Raw genomic sequence first — 17186 nt, forward strand, 5'->3', positions numbered from 1 at the left:
GCGATGATTGGCTCGCCGACAGGCGCCGGTGCCTCCACCGAAAAGACCGGCCCGCTCGCCGGCTTGAAAGTGATCGAGATGGCCGGGCTCGGCCCGGTGCCGCTCGCCGCCCTGATGCTGTCCGAGATGGGCGCCGGGGTGCTGCGCATCGAACGCGCCGACGCCGGCCAGCCGCTTCTGAGCCTGCCGGAAGAATACGATCTCGACCGCCACGGCCGTTCCGTCTTGAAACTTGACCTGAAGCGTCCGACAGGCGCTGAACTGGTGCTGCGCCTTGCGGCCGGGGCCGACCTGCTTGTCGAAGGCTTCCGCCCCGGCGTGATGGAGCGGCTCGGCCTCGGGCCTGATATCATGCTCCAACGCAATCCGGCGCTGATCTATGGTCGCCTGACCGGATTCGGTCAGGACGGGCCACTCTCCGGGCGAGCCGGGCATGACATCACCTATCTCGCCTATGCGGGTCTCTTGCATGCGATCGGCAGGCGGGACGCGCCGCCGGTGCCGCCGCTCAACCTCGTCGCGGATCAGGGCGGCGGCGCCATGATGCTGATCGCCGGTTTGCTCGCCGCTCTTTTCCAGCGTGCGCGCACCGGAAAGGGCCAGGTGATCGATGCCTCGATGATCGAAGGGGCATCGATGCTAGCGGCGCCGATCCATGCCTATATGGCGGCAGGTCTCTGGAGCGACGGGCGCGGCGAGAATTTGCTCGATTCCGGTGCGCCGTTCTACGACACTTATGAGACGGCGGACGCAAGGCACATTGCAGTCGGCTGCCTCGAACCGCGCTTCTTCGCCGAATTCGCCAGACTGCTGCCGCTCGACGAGCATTTTGTCGGCGGCCAACATGACAGGTCGCTATGGCCCGCGATGCGCGCGGCCATTGCCGGCCGGATCAAGCAGAAAACACGCGACGAATGGGCCGCGCTTTTCGCCGCGACCGATGCCTGTGTGGCACCTGTGCTGTCGCTGGTCGAAGCCAGGCACCACCCGCACAATCGCGCCAGGCAAAGCTTCGTGAAGTCCGGCCGGCTCGAGCGCCCGGCACCCACGCCGCGTTTCTCGCAAAGCCCTCAAACGCTTGCCGCAACGCCGGCCACCGCCGATCGCGACATGTTGACCCGTTTCGGCTTGAGCGAAGAGGAAATCGGGACCCTTGCAAAGACGGGTGTGCTCGGTCGATAAGCGGAGACTAGAAATCAACTTATCTCGGGTGAGCTTGTGACCAGGCCGAAAAAAGATGTTATTCGCGAGACCGACGCCGAGGCCGTCAGGCTGGCGAAAACGCTGATCCGCGCGGCGCGTTTCGGCGCGCTCGCGGTGATCGAGCCCGGCGCCGGCGCACCGCTGGCAAGCAGGGTTGGCGTCGCCACCGACATAGACGGCGCGCCGCTGATCCTGATCTCGATGCTGTCCGCGCACACCGGCGCATTGCTTGCCGATCCGCGCTGCTCGCTGCTGCTCGGCGAACCCGGCAAGGGCGATCCACTGGCGCATCCGCGCATCAGCCTGGCATGCCGGGCATTGCGGCTGGAGCGGGGATCGGCCGATCATATCCGCGCCGAACGGCGCTATCTCAACCGCAATCCGAAGGCAAAGCTCTATGCCGGGCTCGGCGACTTCTCGTTGTTCCGGCTCGAGCCGGAGCGCGCCAGCCTGAATGGCGGCTTCGGCAAGGCTTATCGTCTCGACCGCGGTGATTTCATCACCGGCGGTGCCGTTGTCGAGGAGTTGGCCGACAGCGAGCAGTCAGCACTTGACCACATGAATGCCGACCATGGCGACGCGCTCTGCATTTATGCCCGTCATTTCGGCCGTGTCGAGGGCGACGGCTGGATCGCCACCGGCTTCGATGCCGATGGCATGGATCTCGCTACCCCTGATGCAACCTGCAGGGTCTTCTTTCCCCGGCCTCTGCAAGCCGCGAGCGAATTGCGCTCGGCGCTGGTCGAGATGGCCAGGACGGCACGCGCCGCTGAGCAAGAGCGATAGTTGATCGCGCGCCGGCGAAAGCAACGCTTGAGATTTAGACGAAATGATCTACCTTTGTAGTGACGCTGATTCAGCAGCGCCCATCGACATCTGAACATTTTGGAATCAGGCGCCATTGCCCCCTGGCGCCCGGATGAGCCAGGACCCTTGGGGGATCTATGATCTCAAATAAACTAATCGCCAATGCGGAATCGGCGGCCGCGTTTCTGACTCTCATGGGCAACGAAAAGCGCCTGCTGATCGTAGCCCATCTGATCGACGGCGAAATGTCGGTCGGCGCCATCGCCGAGAAGGTGCAACTCAGCCAGTCCGCGCTGTCTCAGCATCTCGCCAAGCTGAGGGCGCTCGATCTCGTCGAGACCCGGCGCGACCGCCAGATGATTTACTATTCCTGTAAATCCGAGGCGGTTCGCGAATTGCTGCGCATGCTGGAAGGCATTTTCGGCGACGGCGATCTTTCCCAGATGGCCTATCGGTTGCGCCGCGCCGGGGCTTGACCCGCAACTCCGGTCGCTCATGATCCCGGAGCAATTCCGGGAAAAGTATAAGACGGTCAGGCTCGGCGACCTTGCCGCAGCCGTCCGTCCGGAATTGCGTCAAACGAGATAGAGCGATTCACCGTTTCGGTGAAACGGTGAAATGCTCTGTCTCGTGAGGCTTGCATGAATCTCATCCCTATCGACGATCCTCGGGACCCGCGCGTCGCTGCCTATCTCGACATCCGCGAGCGCGACCTCGTCGGCCGGCATGGCCGGTTCGTCGCCGAAGGCAAGGTGGTGCTGGACCTCCTTCTGTCGACCGGTCGCTTCGCCGCCGAGTCGGCCTTCATCCTCGAAAACAGGTTGGCTGGCCTGCAGGCGATCTTGCGCAAGGCACCCTCTGATTTTCCGGTCTATGTCGCCGGTGGTGAGGTCATGGACGAGATCGCCGGCTTCCACATGCATCGCGGTATCCTGGCGATCGGCGTCCGTGGCGATCCGGCGCCCGCCGAAATTCTGGTGGAACGCTTGCCCGCGCGCGCCTTGGCCGTAGTCCTGGTCGGCATATCCAATCACGACAATATGGGGGCGATCTTCCGCAATGCCGCAGCCTTCGGCGCGGACGTGGTGTTGCTCGATCAGACCTGCTGCGATCCGCTCTACCGCAAGGCGATCCGCGTTTCGGTCGGCGCGGCGCTGAAAGTTCCCTTCGCGTCCTTCGCCGACACCGCAACCTTCACCGCAACGCTCGAACGGCTTGGTTTCAGCCAGTTCGCTCTCTCGCCGAGCGGAATCCTCGATATCGGCGCTGCCGAACGTCCGGCCAAACTGGCGCTCTATTTCGGCACCGAAGGCGAAGGCCTGCCGCGGGATCTGCTCGCCCGGCTGCAGACGCTGAGGATTGGCATGGCGGAAGGGTTTGACAGCCTGAACGTCGCGGCAGCCTCGGCTATCGCGCTGCATCACTTTTCGAAGACTGGCGATCCATAGGCTAAATGCATGTCGCCCAAAACTGCGAAGCGGTTTTGGGACAACGACATGCATCAAAACAAAGACTTGAAGCGCGTCGCCAGAATCCGTTTCATCGCGACGCGCTTTAGATTGCCGCGGCAGTCTTGTTCAGTTGGTCGAGCCGGCTTTCTGCAAAGCCCTAACGCGGTCGGCGAGACTGACGCCGCGCCCGCCTTGCTGCCCGTCACTCGCCAGGGCCTTGGCGATGGGGGAATCCGGCTCGTCGAGTTTCATCGTCAGGTTGACGACCTCGGCCGCCAGTTCGTTCATTTGTTCGCGAAGACCCGCATTTGGGCGCGCGTCGCCTGCCGCTTCGGGCATTGCCGTCCCCGAGGCGGCAAGATCGGTTTTCAGCCGCTTGTTCTCGCGCGCCAGCGCCGTCAGCCTTGCTTCCAGCCGTTCCCGGTCGCCCTCGAGCCTGGCGATTGCCTGGTCGACATCGTCACTTTTCGCATCGGTGCCGGCAGCCAGCCGTGCAACGCCGTTTGCGGCGGTGGTCTCCTTCGAACGTTCGCGTATCCGAGCGAGGTCCTTGTCGCGCCGGTCGAGCTTTTCCTCACGGTCGGCAAGCGTCGCGAGCAGCCGCTCGACCTTCTTGTCGAGTTCGGCCGTTTTCTTCTTCTCGACCTTCAAAGCTTCGCGCGCGCTCTTGCTTTCCGCGGCGACTTCCTGGTTTCGCCTGTCCGCCTCCTTGCGCTGGCTGCGCAGCATCGCGATGTCGCTGGCAAGTTTTTCCAGTTCCGATTCGCGCGCAACCAGCTCGATCTGGCGGTTCGAGGACGAGAAGCTGGCGTCGTCATACATCTGCTCGAGCTTTCGCAGTTCCAGCGCGCGCTTCTCCAACGCCCGCTCCGTCTGTGAGTGCTTATCCGACAGCCGGTGCAAATCCTCCTCGCGCTGCCTGAGCTCCGCATTTTTGGCCTGCAGATCGGAGAGCGCCTGATTCTTGTCCTTCTTTTCGACCGCTAGCCCCTTCAAGGCCTCCCGCCCGCGACCGATCTCGACCATTTGCTCGGCCGCCTTCTCCTGCAGGTTCTTGACCGTTATCTCGAGCCGGCGCGTCGTCATGGCATATTCCGCCCGCACCGCGTCCTTATCCGCCTGGATTTCGGCCGGCGTCAGCGGCAGCGAGGCCTCGAGACGACTGCGTGTCAGGACAACGGCCCGCCGCCAGACCGCCGGCGCGACCAGCGACGCCAGAAAAACGGCGCAAAGGAAACCGAGTACGAAGAACAGGACCGACTGGACCAAGGCGTGCTATCCATTTTACGGAGCGGCATTCGCTGGATTGTCGCCCTGGCATGGCGGAAATTCAACGCCGCGGCAAGAGCTTGCCGCGGCGCGACCAGCACCGTCCGAGCGATTGCAACCAGCAGAACCCGATCAGAACGGGTTCCAGGTCGGCCTTTCGGTAAGCTTCAGATAGCCGAGATTGACGCCGAGACGGGCACCGACACCGGTGCGGATCGGCACGATCAGCACCCGGTTGCTCTGCAGCACGTTGAAGCCGACGCCCGCAATGACATAGGCGGAGCCGGCAACGCCGCCGAAGCGGTTGTAGAGGCTGCTGATGTCGTCGAGATTATAGACCAGCATCATCACTCGCGATCCTTCGCCGCCGAAATCCCAGCCGAGCGATGGACCTTGCCAGAACACCTTATGATCGCCGGCGTTCTTGGTGTAGAGCGTCCCTTCACCATAGGTCAGGCCGCCGATCAAGGCGCCGGAACCCTCCTCGCCCAGCAGGTAGCCGTTGGGCAGCCCGTAGGAGGCAAAGATCTTCTCGACCACAGTGGCCAGGCCGCCGGACGTCTCGCCGAAGAATTTATGACCGGAATCGACGATCTCCTGAGCGGTGTACTGCTGGGCCCGCGATGCCGCGGTCGAAAGGACCAAAGCCCCCAGGAGTGTGATGGTCATGGTGAGGACACGGACGAATGTCCGGTCGTAGTATCGGGAAAACATGCTTCCAATCTCCGTCAGGGAGCACTTTCGCCGACGCCTCGCACCCCTGCGGCTCTTGCCGGCCGTTCAGGGTGGCTATCACTGGCAAACTATGCCGTAATCCTTTTTCAACCATTAAAGTCGCACAGGAAGATGGCGGTTCGAAGGCTGCGTTTTTCCGGCAAAGGCAGGTTTTCCCCCCGCGAACACACCATTTTCGCTGTCGACAATTTTGGATTTGTTGATGCGCGCTCGGGCGCTGTGTATTCAGAAAGCCTTGGAAAAGAGCGTGATTCGGGCGGGCAGGCGCGAAAACGGTCGCTCGGCCATGAACAAGTGACTTAAGCAGGGATTTCACCGATGGCCGAGCTCTTCACCCTTTCCGCGCCTGATCTCGCGGCGCTGCTTTGCAGCCGCGTCTGCCACGACATCATTTCGCCGGTCGGCGCAATCAACAACGGTCTGGAACTGCTCGACGAAGGCGGCGCCGACGAAGACGCCATGAAGCTCATTCGCCAGAGCGCCAAAAACGCCTCGGCGCGATTGCAGTTTGCCCGCATCGCCTTCGGCGCCGCGGGTTCCGCCGGCATGATGATCGACACCGGCGATGCCGAGGCCGTGGCCATCGCCTTCTTGAAGAACGAAAAGCCGGAACTGGTGTGGAACGGCTCCCGCGCGCTCTTGCCCAAGAACAAGGTCAAGCTGCTGCTCAATCTCATTCTCGTCGCCCACGCGGCCATACCGCGTGGCGGCAAGCTGGTGATCACACTGGAAAATCTCGAAACCGAGCCGCGTTTTTCGCTATCGGCCAGCGGCCCGATGCTGCGCGTGCCGCCGAAATTCCTCGAACTGCATTCCGGCCATAAGCCGGAGGAGCCGATCGATGCCCATTCGGTCCAGCCTTACTACACGCTGCTTCTGGCGCGTGAGGCCAACATGACGATCTCGATCCACGCGACCCCCGAAGAGATCGTGCTGACGGCGGCATAATATCAAGAAACGACAAAGTATCTCTTGTCGCTAATATTTTCGCCCGCAATGCAGGCGCAGCAATGTTCGCGTCCATTTCGGTAGCGGCGCCACGGCTGAAGGGCGCGATTGGCCTCTTTGGAAAAACTTTACCTAACGGCTTTTCAGCTTCTTTACCAGATTGGACTATGGTGCTCATCGGTTACCCGGAGGCTGCCGGTTCGGCAGATGGCAAAGAGGATCCGGACATGAAGCGCTGTCTGTTCGTCGACGATTCGAGCGTCATCAGGAAGGTCGCAAAACGCATCCTTGGCGGCTCGGACCTGATTGTCATGGAGGCCTCGAGCGGACTTGAAGCCACCGACATCTGCGCCGGCGACATGCCGGACGTCATCGTCATCGACGGCGGCTTGGCCGATGTGCAGGCGGTGGACCTCATCCGCCGCATCCGCGCCATGGAAAGTCCCATAAAGCCGCAGATCCTGGTGTCGCTGGTCGAGGTCGACGTCGCGGCGATCATGCGCGCCAAGCGTGCCGGCGCACAAGGCTATCTGCTGAAACCCTTCAACCGGGCTCAATTGCTCGAAAGCTTCCGCGTCCTGAAAATCGCCGCCTGATTCGCTGGAGGCATTTTAATGCATGTCGCCCAAAAGTGCGCAGCGGTTTTGGGATAACGACATGCATCAAAACAAAGACTTGAAGCGCGTCGCCTGAATCCGTTTCATCGCGACGCGCTTTAAGCAAAAAACCCGGCCTGAGCCGGGTTTTTGTTTGAAATCGTTGGCTCGCTTACGCGCTGACGCGGATGTCTTCCGGTTCGCGCAACACATAGCCGCGGCCCCACACCGTCTCGATGTAATTCTGTCCGCCGGACGCCGCGTCGAGCTTCTTGCGCAGCTTGCAGATGAAGACGTCGATGATCTTCAGTTCCGGCTCGTCCATGCCGCCATAGAGGTGGTTGAGGAACATTTCCTTGGTGAGCGTCGTGCCCTTGCGTAGCGAGAGCAGCTCCAGCATCTGGTATTCCTTGCCAGTCAGGTGCACGCGCTGGCCACCGACCTCGACCGTCTTGGCGTCGAGATTGACCACCAGGTCGCCGGTGGTGATGACCGACTGGGCATGGCCCTTGGAACGACGCACGATGGCATGGATGCGCGCCACCAGTTCGTCCTTGTGGAAGGGCTTGGTCATATAATCGTCGGCGCCGAAGCCGAGGCCGCGCACCTTATCCTCGATGCCGGCCATGCCGGAGAGGATCAGGATCGGCGTCTTGACCTTGGAGAGGCGCAGCGTGCGCAGGACCTCATAGCCCGACATATCGGGGAGATTGAGGTCCAGAAGGATGATGTCGTAATCGTAGAGCTTGCCGAGGTCGACGCCTTCTTCGCCGAGATCGGTCGTGTAGACGTTGAAGCTTTCCGATTTCAGCATCAGTTCGATGCTTTGTGCGGTTGCACTGTCATCTTCAATCAGCAGAACACGCATTTCATTCCCCTTTTCTGCTGCCGGGCCGTGTCACGACCCGTCCGGGACCCGGAGCAGTGATTGCCTGAACAGAAGGTGCCACCGACTGGTTAACAAATCCTAATTTCGTGTCGTCCACGATATCAGATTTTTTAACCCCTTTCTACACCCACTTGAATCTAATAATGAATCACAGACCAAAATCGCCAATGCACCACATTAATAAGTCAGCCTAAGTGACTCCAGAGACTCGCAGGCCCGGGCTTCCCGCCGCAGCCGGAATTTTTACCCGGCCTTAAGTCCTCGCCCGTATGATTAACAATGCCCGTAAACGAATGGTTACCGCCGGCAAAAATCTTTAGGGCTTTGTTTTCCATAGCCCGGGGAAAGTCGGGGGAAACGGGCAGCGCTTGGGTCGTTCCAGGCGGGTTGGACGATATGCAGGTGTGCGTTTGCGGAGTATCGAGTCATGAAGTCACGTGAAAACCTCGTTCGGCTGAAGCAGTTTCAGGTGAATGAGAAGCGGCGGCAACTCTTGCAGCTGGACATGATGATCGCCGAGTTCGAGCGCATGGCCGTCGAGCTGGAAGCGCAGATCATCGCCGAAGAGAAAAAAGCCGGCATCACCGACATCAACCATTTCGCCTATCCGACCTTCGCCAAGGCGGCTCGTTTGCGCCGCGACAACCTCAGGAATTCACAAAGCGACCTCGCCCAGCAGCGAAGCACCGCCGAATCATTACTCGGCGAAGCTGAAGCGGAGCTTTCCAAGGCGGAGATGCTGGAATCGCGGGACACCAAGATCCGCGAGACCGAAACAGGCGGCCGCAGCGCCATGATCGGCTGACCACCGGCATATTGGCAGTCATTACCGGAGACACGCGGGCATCATCGGAGCGGCCGAGAATCGGCCTCGCCGCCGACGTCAGGACGCAGCTGCCATCTCGCCGTGATCAGCCGATGCCCGGGCCCGGGCATCCTTGATTTCCGGCGTATGCTCTTCCGCCCATGATCGGATCTGGCTGAGCAGCCCAGCCAGATTCCGGCCAAGCTCCGTCAATTCATACTCCACGCGCGGCGGGATGACCGCAAACACCTCGCGCCTGACAAGGCCGTCGCGCTCCAGCACACGCAGCGTCTGCGTCAGCATTTTGGGTGTGATGCCTTCGAGCTTGCGCGCCAGTTCGCCATTGCGCAGCCGACCGCGCCGCAGCGCGCAAACGGTGAGATAAACCCACTTGCTGGCCAGCATCTCGAGCACCGTGTGCGACGGGCATGTCCGCCGGAAGGCGTCGTAACCGAGCGGGGAACTGTCTTCACTATCCATGAGGTGCCTATATATAGGAAAGGTACATACTAGACAATGGGACATTACTATCCAAATGATAACGGCACACCGATCCAACAGGAGGCTACCATGCGTGCCGTTATCCAGAACTCCGTCGGCGGACCCGACGTCCTTTTCGTGGCCGAGCAGCCCGACCCCTCGCCCAAACCCGGTGAAGTGCTCATCCGCGTCAAGGCGGCGGGCATCAACCCGGTCGACGGCGCGGTGCGCGGCGGTCTCTACCCGCTGCTCGGCGAGCCGCCCTTCATTCTCGGCTGGGACATTTCCGGGACGGTCGCGGCGCTCGGTTCCGGCGTGACCGCCTTCAAAGTCGGTGACGACGTGTTCGGCATGCCGCGCTTCCCCAAACAGGCTGGAGCCTATGCCGAACTTGCCGCGGCGCCGGCGGACGAGATCGCCGCGAAGCCCGCCGCGATCGACCATGCGCATGCCGCGGCGTTGCCGCTGGCCGGCCTGACGGCCTGGCAGGCCCTCGTCCGCCATGGCGGCCTGCAAGCGGGACAACGCGCGCTGATCCATGCGGGTGCGGGCGGCGTCGGTCATCTGGCCGTGCAAATCGCGAAGGCACGCGGCGCCTGGGTGGTCTCGACCGTCAGCCCCGACAAAAAGGATTATGTCCGCTCGCTCGGCGCCGACGAGGTCATCGACTATACCAAGGGCGATTTCACTGGAAAGACTGCCGATCTCGACCTCGTATTGGAAACCGTCGGCGGCGACCATGCCGGGGAATCGCTGAAGGTGCTGCGCGACGGCGGCGTCCTGGTGTCGCTGCTCAATGTCCCCGACGCGGTCAAGGCAAGGGCCAAGGAACGAAACATCCGTGTCGAGCGGATGTCGGTCACGCCCGACCGGGAAGGCCTTGTCGAGCTTGCCAAGCTTGTCGATGCCGGGAAGCTCGCGGTCCATGTGGCGCAAGCGTTTCCGCTCGACCAGGCCGGGGCTGCCCACGCTTTCCTCGCCACGCGGCCGATCGGCAAAATCGTGCTGACGGTCTGAGGCCTTTGCAGAACACGAAAAGGGCGCGGAACACCGCGCCCCTTTTTCGTTTTACGGCTGTCCAGCCTTAATGCATGTCGCGCAAAAGTGACCTCGGTTTTGCGACAACGACATGCATCAAACAAAGCCTTAAAGCGCGTCGCATGAATCCGTTTCGATGCGACGCGCTTTAATGCCGGTATTGCTGGATCCGCGTGGTGCGCAGCCCGGCAAGACCGTACTCGTCGATCGATGCCTGCCAGGAGAGAAATTCTTCGGTGGTGAGCTTGTAGCGCTGGCAGGCTTCCTCAAGGCTGAGCAGGCCGCCGCGCACCGCCGCGACCACCTCTGCCTTGCGCCGGATAACCCAGCGCCGCGTGTTCGTCGGCGGCAGATCGGCGATTGTAAGAGGGCTGCCGTCGGGCCCGATAACATACTTGACTCTAGGTCTAACCAGATCGGTCATCGTACTCTCTACTAAAAACTCAAAGACCCAATCCCCGCCACACTACCGCCACAGCTTTAAAAATTGCCTAAGCTAACCCTAACCACTAGGTAAGGATCGTGAACGCCCGGTTAGGATTTCGTATAGGATTCGAAACATCGGCCTCCAGGCCCTGATTTTGCCGATAAACCCGTCTTGGGCCGCAAGTCTTGGGCCGCAAGCTGGCGCACGCGTGGCGCTTGACCTATATTCCGGCCATTGGCATTGAGCGCCGCACAGTGAAAGCACCATGAACAGCCTCGATCTTCCCGGCCACCCTGAAGAAACCCGCGTCGTCGTCGCGATGTCGGGCGGCGTCGATTCGTCGGTGGTTGCCGGCATCCTGAAGCGCGAAGGCTATGACGTCGTCGGCGTGACGCTGCAGCTTTACGACCACGGCGCGGCCACCCACCGCGCCGGCTCCTGCTGCGCCGGACAGGATATCGACGATGCCCGCCGCGTCTCGGAGACGCTCGGCATCCCCCATTACGTGCTCGATTACGAGGAGCGCTTCCGCAAGGCGGTGATCGATCCTTTCGCCGAAAGCTATGTCGCCGGCGAGACGCCAATTCCTTGCGTTTCCTGCAACCAGACAGTGAAATTCGCCGACCTGCTTGCGACCGCCCAGGATCTCGGCGCCGACGCTTTGGCCACCGGCCACTACATCCGTTCGCGCGCCAATGGCGCGCATCGCGCGCTCTACCGGCCGGTCGACGCTGACCGCGACCAGAGCTATTTCCTGTTCGCCACCACGCAGGCGCAGATCGATTACCTGCGCTTCCCGCTCGGCGGCCTGCCGAAGCCGCAGGTGCGCGCTATTGCCGAGGACATGGGGCTGACCGTCGCCGCCAAGCAGGACAGCCAGGACATCTGCTTCGTGCCGCAGGGCAAATATTCCGACATCATCGCCAAGCTGAAGCCAGCGGCCGCCAATCCCGGTGACATCGTCCATATCGACGGCCGCGTGCTCGGCCGCCATGAAGGTATTTTGCGCTACACGATCGGCCAGCGCCGCGGCATCGGCATCGCCTCCGGCGAGCCGCTCTATGTCGTCCATCTCGACGCCGACCGGGCGCGCGTCATCGTCGGCCCGCGCGAGGCGCTGGAGACGCACAAGATCTATCTGCGCAACATGAACTGGCTCGGCGACAGACCGCTGTCGGAGGTTCCGGCCGGCGGGATCGAGCTGTTCGCCAAGGTCCGCTCGACCAGGCCGCCGCGCCCCGCCGTGCTGCATCACTGCAACGGCGTGACTTCGGTCGAACTGGCCGACGGCGAGTCGGGCATCGCGCCCGGACAGGCCTGCGTGCTCTATTGCGACGACGGCAACGAGGCGCGTGTCTTCGGCGGCGGCTTCATCGAGCGCTCAGAGCGCGGCGCCGAGGCCGAGGCCATGCTGTCCAGGCTCGCCGCGCGGCCGGCGCAAATCCCTGCCGAGTAAGTGTCAGGCCTTACGGCGGATCGCGCTTGAGGGTGTGTTGAGATTCAGGTCAGGCCGAGCCGAAAATGGTGGGTTCCGAGAACCGGAGCGGAGCGTACTTTTAGGTACGTGAGCACCGGCCTACGCCGGCCGTAGCCTGAATTAGCTGCTGCGCCACTCGAGAGTGGCTTCGGCCGGCGAAGGCCGGAAGCGCAGGAAGCCACCATTTGCAGGCCGGCATCACCTGAATATCGACACACCCTACGCCGATGAGCCGGCATGGATCACCGTACCGGCGGTCAGGATGCGCAGCACCCGGATCGCTTCCTCGCCGTCGGTGCGCGGCTCGGCGCGCGTCTCGATGCATTGCATGAAATGGGCAAGCTCGCGCGTCAGCGGCATGCCCTCGCCGACCGGCACGTAGGACGGCTCGTTGGCCGTGAACGCCCACTGGCCGCTGTCCTGCCAGACCGCGTGGCGGTAGACGGCAAGCTTGCGCTCCCAGGGCTCGACGTCGTCGAACACCGCCATCGCCTTGGTGCCGACGACCGTCAGCCGCCGCTCTCGATAGGGATTGAGGCGCGACGCGAAGAGATGGCTGCGCAGCCCGTTCGGGAAACGCATATGCAGATGCGCGAAGTCGCTGAGATTGTCGAGCAGCGCGGCGCCCTCGCCTCTGACTTCGATCGGCTCGGTGCCGGTAATGGCCAGAATCATCGATAGGTCGTGCGGCGCCAGATCCCAGAGTGCATCGTTTTCGGTATGGAACTTGCCGAGGCCGAGCCGGTGCGAATGGATGTAGCGCACCTCGCCGAGCTCGCCATTGTCGATCAGCGCCTTCAATGTCTCGAAAGCCGGGTGGAAGCGCAGCACATGGCCGACCATGAAGACGCGGCCATTGTCTTTCGCCGCCTTGACCGCGCGCTCGGCGTCCGCGACCGTCAGCGCGATCGGCTTTTCCACCAGCACGTCCTTGCCGCTTTCGACCGCGCGCACTGCGGTGTCGGCATGGAACTGCGGCGGCAGCGCCATGACGATGGCGTCGATATCGGTTCGCTCGAACAGCTTGTCCGGCTCGATCGCCAGGCAGTCCTGCTCGCTGGCGAAACCTTCCGCGCGGGCGCGGTTGGCGTCGGAAACGGCGTGGAGCGCGCCAAGCGCCTTGAGGGTGCGGATATGGTTGCTGCCCCAGTATCCGCAACCGAGGACGGCGATGCGCGGCTTCATTCGCTCAAACTCTAGAATTTCATGGCCGAGACATAGCGACGTGCCCCGCCGAACTCAACCCCGGGACGCAAGCCGAGTGCCTGCCCGGCAAAGCTTTTCTGGGATGAGAATTATGCCGGCCAGATTATGCCGGCATGTCGGCCGCTTCCAAGCTTGACAGGCTCACCCTCCCAACCTTATATCCGCGCGACCTCGGCGAACGCCTTGAGATACCCATCCATTGAGGACGGTTTTTTCGAGCCATTTGCCACCCTGGCGGGGTAGCTCAGTTGGTTAGAGCACGGGAATCATAATCCTGGGGTCGGGGGTTCAAGTCCCTCTCCCGCTACCACTTCAAACCCACTATCGTGCCCAACGGCCGCACCATAGCGGCTGCCTAATGGCGCGGGCTTTCCAGTGTATCGCCCCGTAGGGAATGCGGCTCCGCCAATTAGGGCGGCAAGCTTGCCTCTGACCTCGATTTCGAAGCCTTCGCGTGCAGGTTTTGGGTGCACCGTAACACTGTGAACAAGCGCCCGGAAGTTTTGGATGAGTGGGCCACGGTCATCCGGAGCAGTCGCGTGGTCGGCCAACGCGGTTGAAAGACCCTCGACGGTTTTCGTATACCGCTGCAAGGTGGCTGGGTGGAGAGCCACGGTTGATGGTGGCTCATCGAGACTACAGCGTTGTGCCTCGATAAGAGAAAGCTGCGTCTTGAATTCTGCGATCCGCCGCTTGGCATCCTCTTCAGCAATTACGCCCCTGATCACAAGGTCGATCGTGCGCTGAAGTTCGCCTTCTACCCGATCGCGCTTGCCTTCTAGCGCTGAGCGCATCGAATTCGCCTGGGTCGCCAACGCTTGGCGTTCTTGGTTGTATTTGCGGATGTATGCCTCGATCAGGTCTGGCGCTTTCAACTGCTCGCGCATGCCATCGAGGACCGCCCTCTCGATCTCGGGGAGGTAAATAATGCGTCGATTGGAACAACTCCCGCTTTCACGAACTGCCGAGCACCTGATACGTGTTTTGCCAGTCTTATCACGATCGTGAACCGACATGCCCGATCCGCAAACGCCGCAGCGAAGTAGACCGGATAACAGGTGCGCCGGGCGACGCTTGATATGAGAGGATGCATTCACCCTCGCGACTTTGAGTGCATGTGCCTTTTGCCAAACGTCGTCGTCGATAATGCGAAGATGCGGAACTTCTTTCGTCTGCCACTGGTCCTTCGGATTTGGCCTGGAGACGCGCTTTCCAGTATCGGGGTCCTTCACCATCCGGACCTTATTCCAGATGATCCGACCGACGTAGAGCTCATTCAAGAGCAATCCCACCCCGCGTTGTGCATTTCCGTTGATGGTGGAGCCGTTCCATCGTGTTCCTCGCGGTGGCAGTATCCCATCGCGGTTGAGATCACCAGCTAGGTCTCGTGGGGTTCGACCGGCCGAATAGGCGTCAAAAATGCGCCGGACAACTTCTGCCTCCTCTTTGACGACTTCCAGTTCGCCAGGGCGGCCCAAGACTGGTCGATAGCCATAGGCCCGGCCTCCGGCATGACGTCCGTCACGGACGACTCCAGCCATGCCCCTCCGCACCTTCTTGGCGCCATCCTCCCTCTGCATTTGACCGACCAGTCCACGAATACCGATAAGGACCGCATCGGCGATGCCATCATGAACCGCCTGGATTTCGATACCGAGAAAAGACAGACGTTTGTGAAGACCCGCGAGATCCGCCATGTCGCGTGACAGCCGGTCAAGCGCTTCTACGACTACCGTATCAAACGTTTTTTGGCCTGCCGCCTCCATCAAGGTCAGGAGTCCGTCGCGACCGAATAACGACGCTCCGGACCGCGCCCGATCCTCATAGACCGCAACGACATTTAGACCGTGGCGAACTGCATAAGCGCGGCAAAGGGCAATTTGATCTTCCGTGGACTTTTCGTTTTGGAGCTCGGTCGAAAAACGAGCGTAGATAGCGGCTCGCGTCATATCTTGGGAGCCTTCTGGACGTGATCTGAATCAATCACGGTACTTCGGTCAATTGAAGAATCGATAGAGACGAGATGATCGCGCCTAGCATCAGCGATGGCAAGCGATTCGACAAACTCAAGCATGGCTTTGCGAAGCTCCTCCAGCGCTACCGCTGGGACGATTTCGCGGAGAGACGGACCATCGCATTTGTCTTGTGCCGACTTCACGAAGCCGAGCATGGCTACGACGCGCGGCAAGGAAAGAGGCGCGCTCCATCGATCGTGCAATCGGGACGCTACAGCGTAAAAATCGGTGGGTTGCCAACTTAACCAGATTGGACGACAAAGGTTGTCGCACTGCTACATAGACCAAGGGAATCATCTGAAGGGCGTCGGCCGGCTTTTCACGCCGCTCCCATTCGCACTATGCGTATCGGGAGAGCCACCCCCAGTCTGCTCTTGGAGAGGCGACGGCTGTTCTTCAGGAAAGGCCTGCTCGGCAACAATCTTGCCGATGGTCATCAGATCGTCGAGAGCCGAACGGATTTGCGGCCACGGAAATTCACTGCTGCCTTCAGAAGGTTCGCCTTCCATCAGCACAGCATCGAGCTTCGCTACGACCCCGGCAAGGGAAGCAGCGGGAGTTTCAGACAATAGCTCCAGCAATTCCTCCGTTCGGTCGGCAGCCTCGCGTTCGGCCCTCAAGGTTGCCGAATAGCCAATCTCACTATCAACGGCATCCCAGCGTTCTTGATGATGCGCGAAATCGGTTTCAGCCTTCGCCCGCATGGCCACGTCTTCTGGAGCAAGATCAAGCACTATTCGAAGCGCCTGAAGAGAATGCAGCGTCACGTTCTTACCTTCAGATGGCTGGATAGTCGCGCTAGGAAATCCTACAGCTTCGACGAGTTTCCGCTCTAGACGCTGTTGTTCGCGGCACAGTCGTTCGGTTTGCTTGTGGGCTGCGCACCATTTGCGCCACACAGCCACAGCGGGATCGGTGAGTTGGGGCGTTTCCTGATCGTAGCGAGCTACCGCACGTCGGCTTGATCCGACTATTGCAATTGCCGCTCCCTCAAGCACCCGTCTGCGGGTGACGACAGGCAAAGTCGTGGTAATGTCGGAATCAGCCATGATCCGAGCTCCATAACAGCTTGGTTGTGGTCAGGCCGCACTGGGTGTAGCGAGCACCTGTGCGGCCGCGTAGTCACCGCAGTTTATGTCACTTTTTGTGACTTTTAACAAGAAGAATGTCATGAAAAAGGACATATTGCCCCGGCAGTTGCGTGCGGCTCGGGCCTTGATTGATTGGACGAGAGAGGACTTGGCGAATGCATCGGGCCTGACCGTCCGTACGCTTGCCAGAATTGAGAGCTCTCAAACGACCCCTAGGCCGGCAACCCTTGACGCTTTAGCCGCCGCGCTGGAAACAGCTGGGATCGAATTCATTGCTCAGAATGGAGGCGGGCCAGGCGTCCGCCTTGCCCGCCGATTGGACGGCAACTGACGCTGATGGGTCACCTCCGCGTGCTTGCGCTGCCACTCCAAAGCTATTTTATCGAGACTAAGCAGTTCTGACTTTCAGTCTTAACATTGGCTGACATGTCCAAATTGGAACCCGCGCCGGTAGTTGCAGTTTTGTTTTGCTCTACCCTGATACGCAAATAGGCTATCCACAGAGCGCCGTTCTCTCAAATAACTCTGTGGATAAGTGAATTGTGACGATCCGGTGTCGTATCGCATGAGTGCGGGTCGAGTATCGATAAGCAACTTGGCTCGGGGGTCTCATGAAGCGGTTGCTTGTTGGCGCGGCTGTGCTTGCCGCTTGCGTTGTCGGCGCGGATGTTTCTGTTGTCTCTTATATTAGCGGAAGTGCGGACGCGGTAGCGTTTGCGCAAGAGACGCAAAGCCCGTCCGGCAATACA

The 17186-nt window shown here is 61.0% G+C and carries 19 protein-coding genes, 1 tRNA gene and 1 pseudogene; 12 read left to right on the plus strand and 9 right to left on the minus strand.

Annotation, left to right across the window (positions count from 1 at the left end; translation table 11 throughout):
• Nucleotides 1-3 precede the first annotated feature (3 nt).
• The 4 genes from RFM68_RS15225 to RFM68_RS15240 all read left to right on the plus strand — a co-directional run bounded on the left by RFM68_RS15225 (nt 4) and on the right by RFM68_RS15240 (nt 3458).
• On the plus strand, nt 4-1182 hold the full coding sequence (locus tag RFM68_RS15225) for a CaiB/BaiF CoA transferase family protein (RefSeq protein WP_320233804.1): 1179 nt from the start codon (nt 4-6) through the stop codon (nt 1180-1182).
• A 36-nt stretch (nt 1183-1218) separates the two neighbouring features.
• Nucleotides 1219-1989 carry a HugZ family pyridoxamine 5'-phosphate oxidase gene (locus tag RFM68_RS15230; RefSeq protein ID WP_320233805.1) on the plus strand — a complete coding sequence of 257 codons (771 nt, stop codon included), beginning with the start codon at nt 1219-1221 and terminating at the stop codon, nt 1987-1989.
• A gap of 158 nt (nt 1990-2147) precedes the next feature.
• Nucleotides 2148-2486: an ArsR/SmtB family transcription factor gene (locus RFM68_RS15235; RefSeq protein ID WP_027165048.1), complete on the plus strand. Its 339-nt coding sequence runs from the start codon at nt 2148-2150 to the stop codon at nt 2484-2486.
• 165 nt (nt 2487-2651) lie between these two features.
• On the plus strand, nt 2652-3458 hold the full coding sequence (locus tag RFM68_RS15240; protein WP_320233806.1) for a TrmH family RNA methyltransferase: 807 nt from the start codon (nt 2652-2654) through the stop codon (nt 3456-3458).
• Nucleotides 3459-3587: 129 nt separating this feature from the next.
• On the opposite strand, the gene RFM68_RS15245 is transcribed toward RFM68_RS15240, so the two are convergent.
• Together RFM68_RS15245 and RFM68_RS15250 are read right to left on the minus strand one after the other, a co-directional pair.
• Complete coding sequence (locus RFM68_RS15245) at nt 3588-4730, minus strand: coiled-coil domain-containing protein (RefSeq protein ID WP_320233807.1); 1143 nt, start codon at nt 4728-4730, stop codon at nt 3588-3590.
• A 132-nt stretch (nt 4731-4862) separates the two neighbouring features.
• Nucleotides 4863-5399, minus strand: coding sequence for a DUF1134 domain-containing protein (locus tag RFM68_RS15250; protein WP_226892233.1), 537 nt, complete (start codon nt 5397-5399; stop codon nt 4863-4865).
• Nucleotides 5400-5783: 384 nt separating this feature from the next.
• On the opposite strand from RFM68_RS15250, the gene chpT reads away from it, so the two are divergent.
• Nucleotides 5784-6413: a histidine phosphotransferase ChpT gene (gene chpT, locus RFM68_RS15255; RefSeq protein ID WP_042640350.1), complete on the plus strand. Its 630-nt coding sequence runs from the start codon at nt 5784-5786 to the stop codon at nt 6411-6413.
• A gap of 227 nt (nt 6414-6640) precedes the next feature.
• Nucleotides 6641-7009: a response regulator gene (locus RFM68_RS15260; protein WP_320233808.1), complete on the plus strand. Its 369-nt coding sequence runs from the start codon at nt 6641-6643 to the stop codon at nt 7007-7009.
• 172 nt (nt 7010-7181) lie between these two features.
• On the opposite strand, the gene ctrA is transcribed toward RFM68_RS15260, so the two are convergent.
• The gene (gene ctrA, locus RFM68_RS15265; protein ID WP_006203583.1) at nt 7182-7877 is read right to left on the minus strand and encodes a response regulator transcription factor CtrA; all 696 of its coding nucleotides are present in this window, start codon (nt 7875-7877) and stop codon (nt 7182-7184) included.
• A gap of 448 nt (nt 7878-8325) precedes the next feature.
• Between ctrA and RFM68_RS15270 the strand changes: the two genes are divergently transcribed.
• On the plus strand, nt 8326-8703 hold the full coding sequence (locus tag RFM68_RS15270; protein WP_027165054.1) for a flagellar export protein FliJ: 378 nt from the start codon (nt 8326-8328) through the stop codon (nt 8701-8703).
• Nucleotides 8704-8781: 78 nt separating this feature from the next.
• On the opposite strand, the gene RFM68_RS15275 is transcribed toward RFM68_RS15270, so the two are convergent.
• Complete coding sequence (locus RFM68_RS15275; protein WP_320233809.1) at nt 8782-9183, minus strand: winged helix-turn-helix transcriptional regulator; 402 nt, start codon at nt 9181-9183, stop codon at nt 8782-8784.
• 90 nt (nt 9184-9273) lie between these two features.
• Here RFM68_RS15275 and RFM68_RS15280 point away from each other — a divergent pair, with 90 nt between their 5' ends.
• Nucleotides 9274-10200 (plus strand): NADP-dependent oxidoreductase, encoded by a 927-nt coding sequence (locus tag RFM68_RS15280; protein ID WP_320233810.1) that lies wholly within the window; start codon nt 9274-9276, stop codon nt 10198-10200.
• Nucleotides 10201-10369: 169 nt separating this feature from the next.
• Here the strand turns inward: RFM68_RS15280 and sciP are convergent, their stop codons facing one another.
• Complete coding sequence (gene sciP, locus RFM68_RS15285; protein WP_006203587.1) at nt 10370-10645, minus strand: CtrA inhibitor SciP; 276 nt, start codon at nt 10643-10645, stop codon at nt 10370-10372.
• 268 nt (nt 10646-10913) lie between these two features.
• Here sciP and mnmA point away from each other — a divergent pair, with 268 nt between their 5' ends.
• Complete coding sequence (gene mnmA, locus RFM68_RS15290; protein WP_320233811.1) at nt 10914-12104, plus strand: tRNA 2-thiouridine(34) synthase MnmA; 1191 nt, start codon at nt 10914-10916, stop codon at nt 12102-12104.
• Between the two features lie 240 nt (nt 12105-12344).
• On the opposite strand, the gene RFM68_RS15295 is transcribed toward mnmA, so the two are convergent.
• Nucleotides 12345-13310 carry a Gfo/Idh/MocA family protein gene (locus tag RFM68_RS15295; RefSeq protein WP_320233812.1) on the minus strand — a complete coding sequence of 322 codons (966 nt, stop codon included), beginning with the start codon at nt 13308-13310 and terminating at the stop codon, nt 12345-12347.
• Between the two features lie 254 nt (nt 13311-13564).
• Between RFM68_RS15295 and RFM68_RS15300 the strand changes: the two genes are divergently transcribed.
• Both RFM68_RS15300 and RFM68_RS15305 read left to right on the plus strand, forming a co-directional pair.
• Nucleotides 13565-13641 (plus strand) — tRNA-Met (locus RFM68_RS15300).
• Nucleotides 13642-13975: 334 nt separating this feature from the next.
• Nucleotides 13976-14113, plus strand: a complete 138-nt coding sequence (locus RFM68_RS15305) for a hypothetical protein (RefSeq protein WP_320233813.1) — start codon at nt 13976-13978, stop codon at nt 14111-14113.
• A 111-nt stretch (nt 14114-14224) separates the two neighbouring features.
• Here the strand turns inward: RFM68_RS15305 and RFM68_RS15310 are convergent.
• From RFM68_RS15310 to RFM68_RS15320, 3 genes and pseudogenes are all read right to left on the minus strand, one after another.
• Nucleotides 14225-15280 (minus strand): annotated as a pseudogene (locus RFM68_RS15310) (recombinase family protein); the annotation flags it as partial.
• Nucleotides 15277-15519: a hypothetical protein gene (locus tag RFM68_RS15315; protein ID WP_320233814.1), complete on the minus strand. Its 243-nt coding sequence runs from the start codon at nt 15517-15519 to the stop codon at nt 15277-15279. The pseudogene RFM68_RS15310 and the gene RFM68_RS15315, both read right to left, overlap by 4 nt.
• Before the next feature lie 120 nt (nt 15520-15639).
• A complete protein-coding gene (locus RFM68_RS15320; RefSeq protein ID WP_320233815.1) occupies nt 15640-16395 on the minus strand; it encodes a hypothetical protein in 756 nt (251 codons plus the stop codon).
• 121 nt (nt 16396-16516) lie between these two features.
• On the opposite strand from RFM68_RS15320, the gene RFM68_RS15325 reads away from it, so the two are divergent.
• Nucleotides 16517-16768, plus strand: a complete 252-nt coding sequence (locus RFM68_RS15325) for a helix-turn-helix transcriptional regulator (protein WP_320233816.1) — start codon at nt 16517-16519, stop codon at nt 16766-16768.
• Nucleotides 16769-17186: the final 418 nt, after the last annotated feature.

It is taken from the genome of Mesorhizobium montanum (assembly GCF_033977145.1).
GTDB classification, from domain to species: Bacteria; Pseudomonadota; Alphaproteobacteria; order Rhizobiales; family Rhizobiaceae; genus Mesorhizobium; species Mesorhizobium montanum.

Bases quoted from the DNA above. Each gene is read 5' to 3' on its own strand.
- RFM68_RS15225 (WP_320233804.1), top strand. From the start codon at position 4: ATGATTGGCTCGCCGACAGGCGCCGGTGCCTCCACCGAAAAGACCGGC.
- RFM68_RS15235 (WP_027165048.1), top strand. From the start codon at position 2,148: ATGATCTCAAATAAACTAATCGCCAATGCGGAATCGGCGGCCGCGTTT.
- RFM68_RS15240 (WP_320233806.1), top strand. From the start codon at position 2,652: ATGAATCTCATCCCTATCGACGATCCTCGGGACCCGCGCGTCGCTGCC.
- RFM68_RS15250 (WP_226892233.1), bottom strand. From the start codon at position 5,399: ATGACCATCACACTCCTGGGGGCTTTGGTCCTTTCGACCGCGGCATCG.
- chpT (WP_042640350.1), top strand. From the start codon at position 5,784: ATGGCCGAGCTCTTCACCCTTTCCGCGCCTGATCTCGCGGCGCTGCTT.
- RFM68_RS15260 (WP_320233808.1), top strand. From the start codon at position 6,641: ATGAAGCGCTGTCTGTTCGTCGACGATTCGAGCGTCATCAGGAAGGTC.
- ctrA (WP_006203583.1), bottom strand. From the start codon at position 7,877: ATGCGTGTTCTGCTGATTGAAGATGACAGTGCAACCGCACAAAGCATC.
- RFM68_RS15270 (WP_027165054.1), top strand. From the start codon at position 8,326: ATGAAGTCACGTGAAAACCTCGTTCGGCTGAAGCAGTTTCAGGTGAAT.
- RFM68_RS15275 (WP_320233809.1), bottom strand. From the start codon at position 9,183: ATGGATAGTGAAGACAGTTCCCCGCTCGGTTACGACGCCTTCCGGCGG.
- RFM68_RS15280 (WP_320233810.1), top strand. From the start codon at position 9,274: ATGCGTGCCGTTATCCAGAACTCCGTCGGCGGACCCGACGTCCTTTTC.
- sciP (WP_006203587.1), bottom strand. From the start codon at position 10,645: ATGACCGATCTGGTTAGACCTAGAGTCAAGTATGTTATCGGGCCCGAC.
- mnmA (WP_320233811.1), top strand. From the start codon at position 10,914: ATGAACAGCCTCGATCTTCCCGGCCACCCTGAAGAAACCCGCGTCGTC.
- RFM68_RS15295 (WP_320233812.1), bottom strand. From the start codon at position 13,310: ATGAAGCCGCGCATCGCCGTCCTCGGTTGCGGATACTGGGGCAGCAAC.
- RFM68_RS15320 (WP_320233815.1), bottom strand. From the start codon at position 16,395: ATGGCTGATTCCGACATTACCACGACTTTGCCTGTCGTCACCCGCAGA.
- RFM68_RS15325 (WP_320233816.1), top strand. From the start codon at position 16,517: ATGAAAAAGGACATATTGCCCCGGCAGTTGCGTGCGGCTCGGGCCTTG.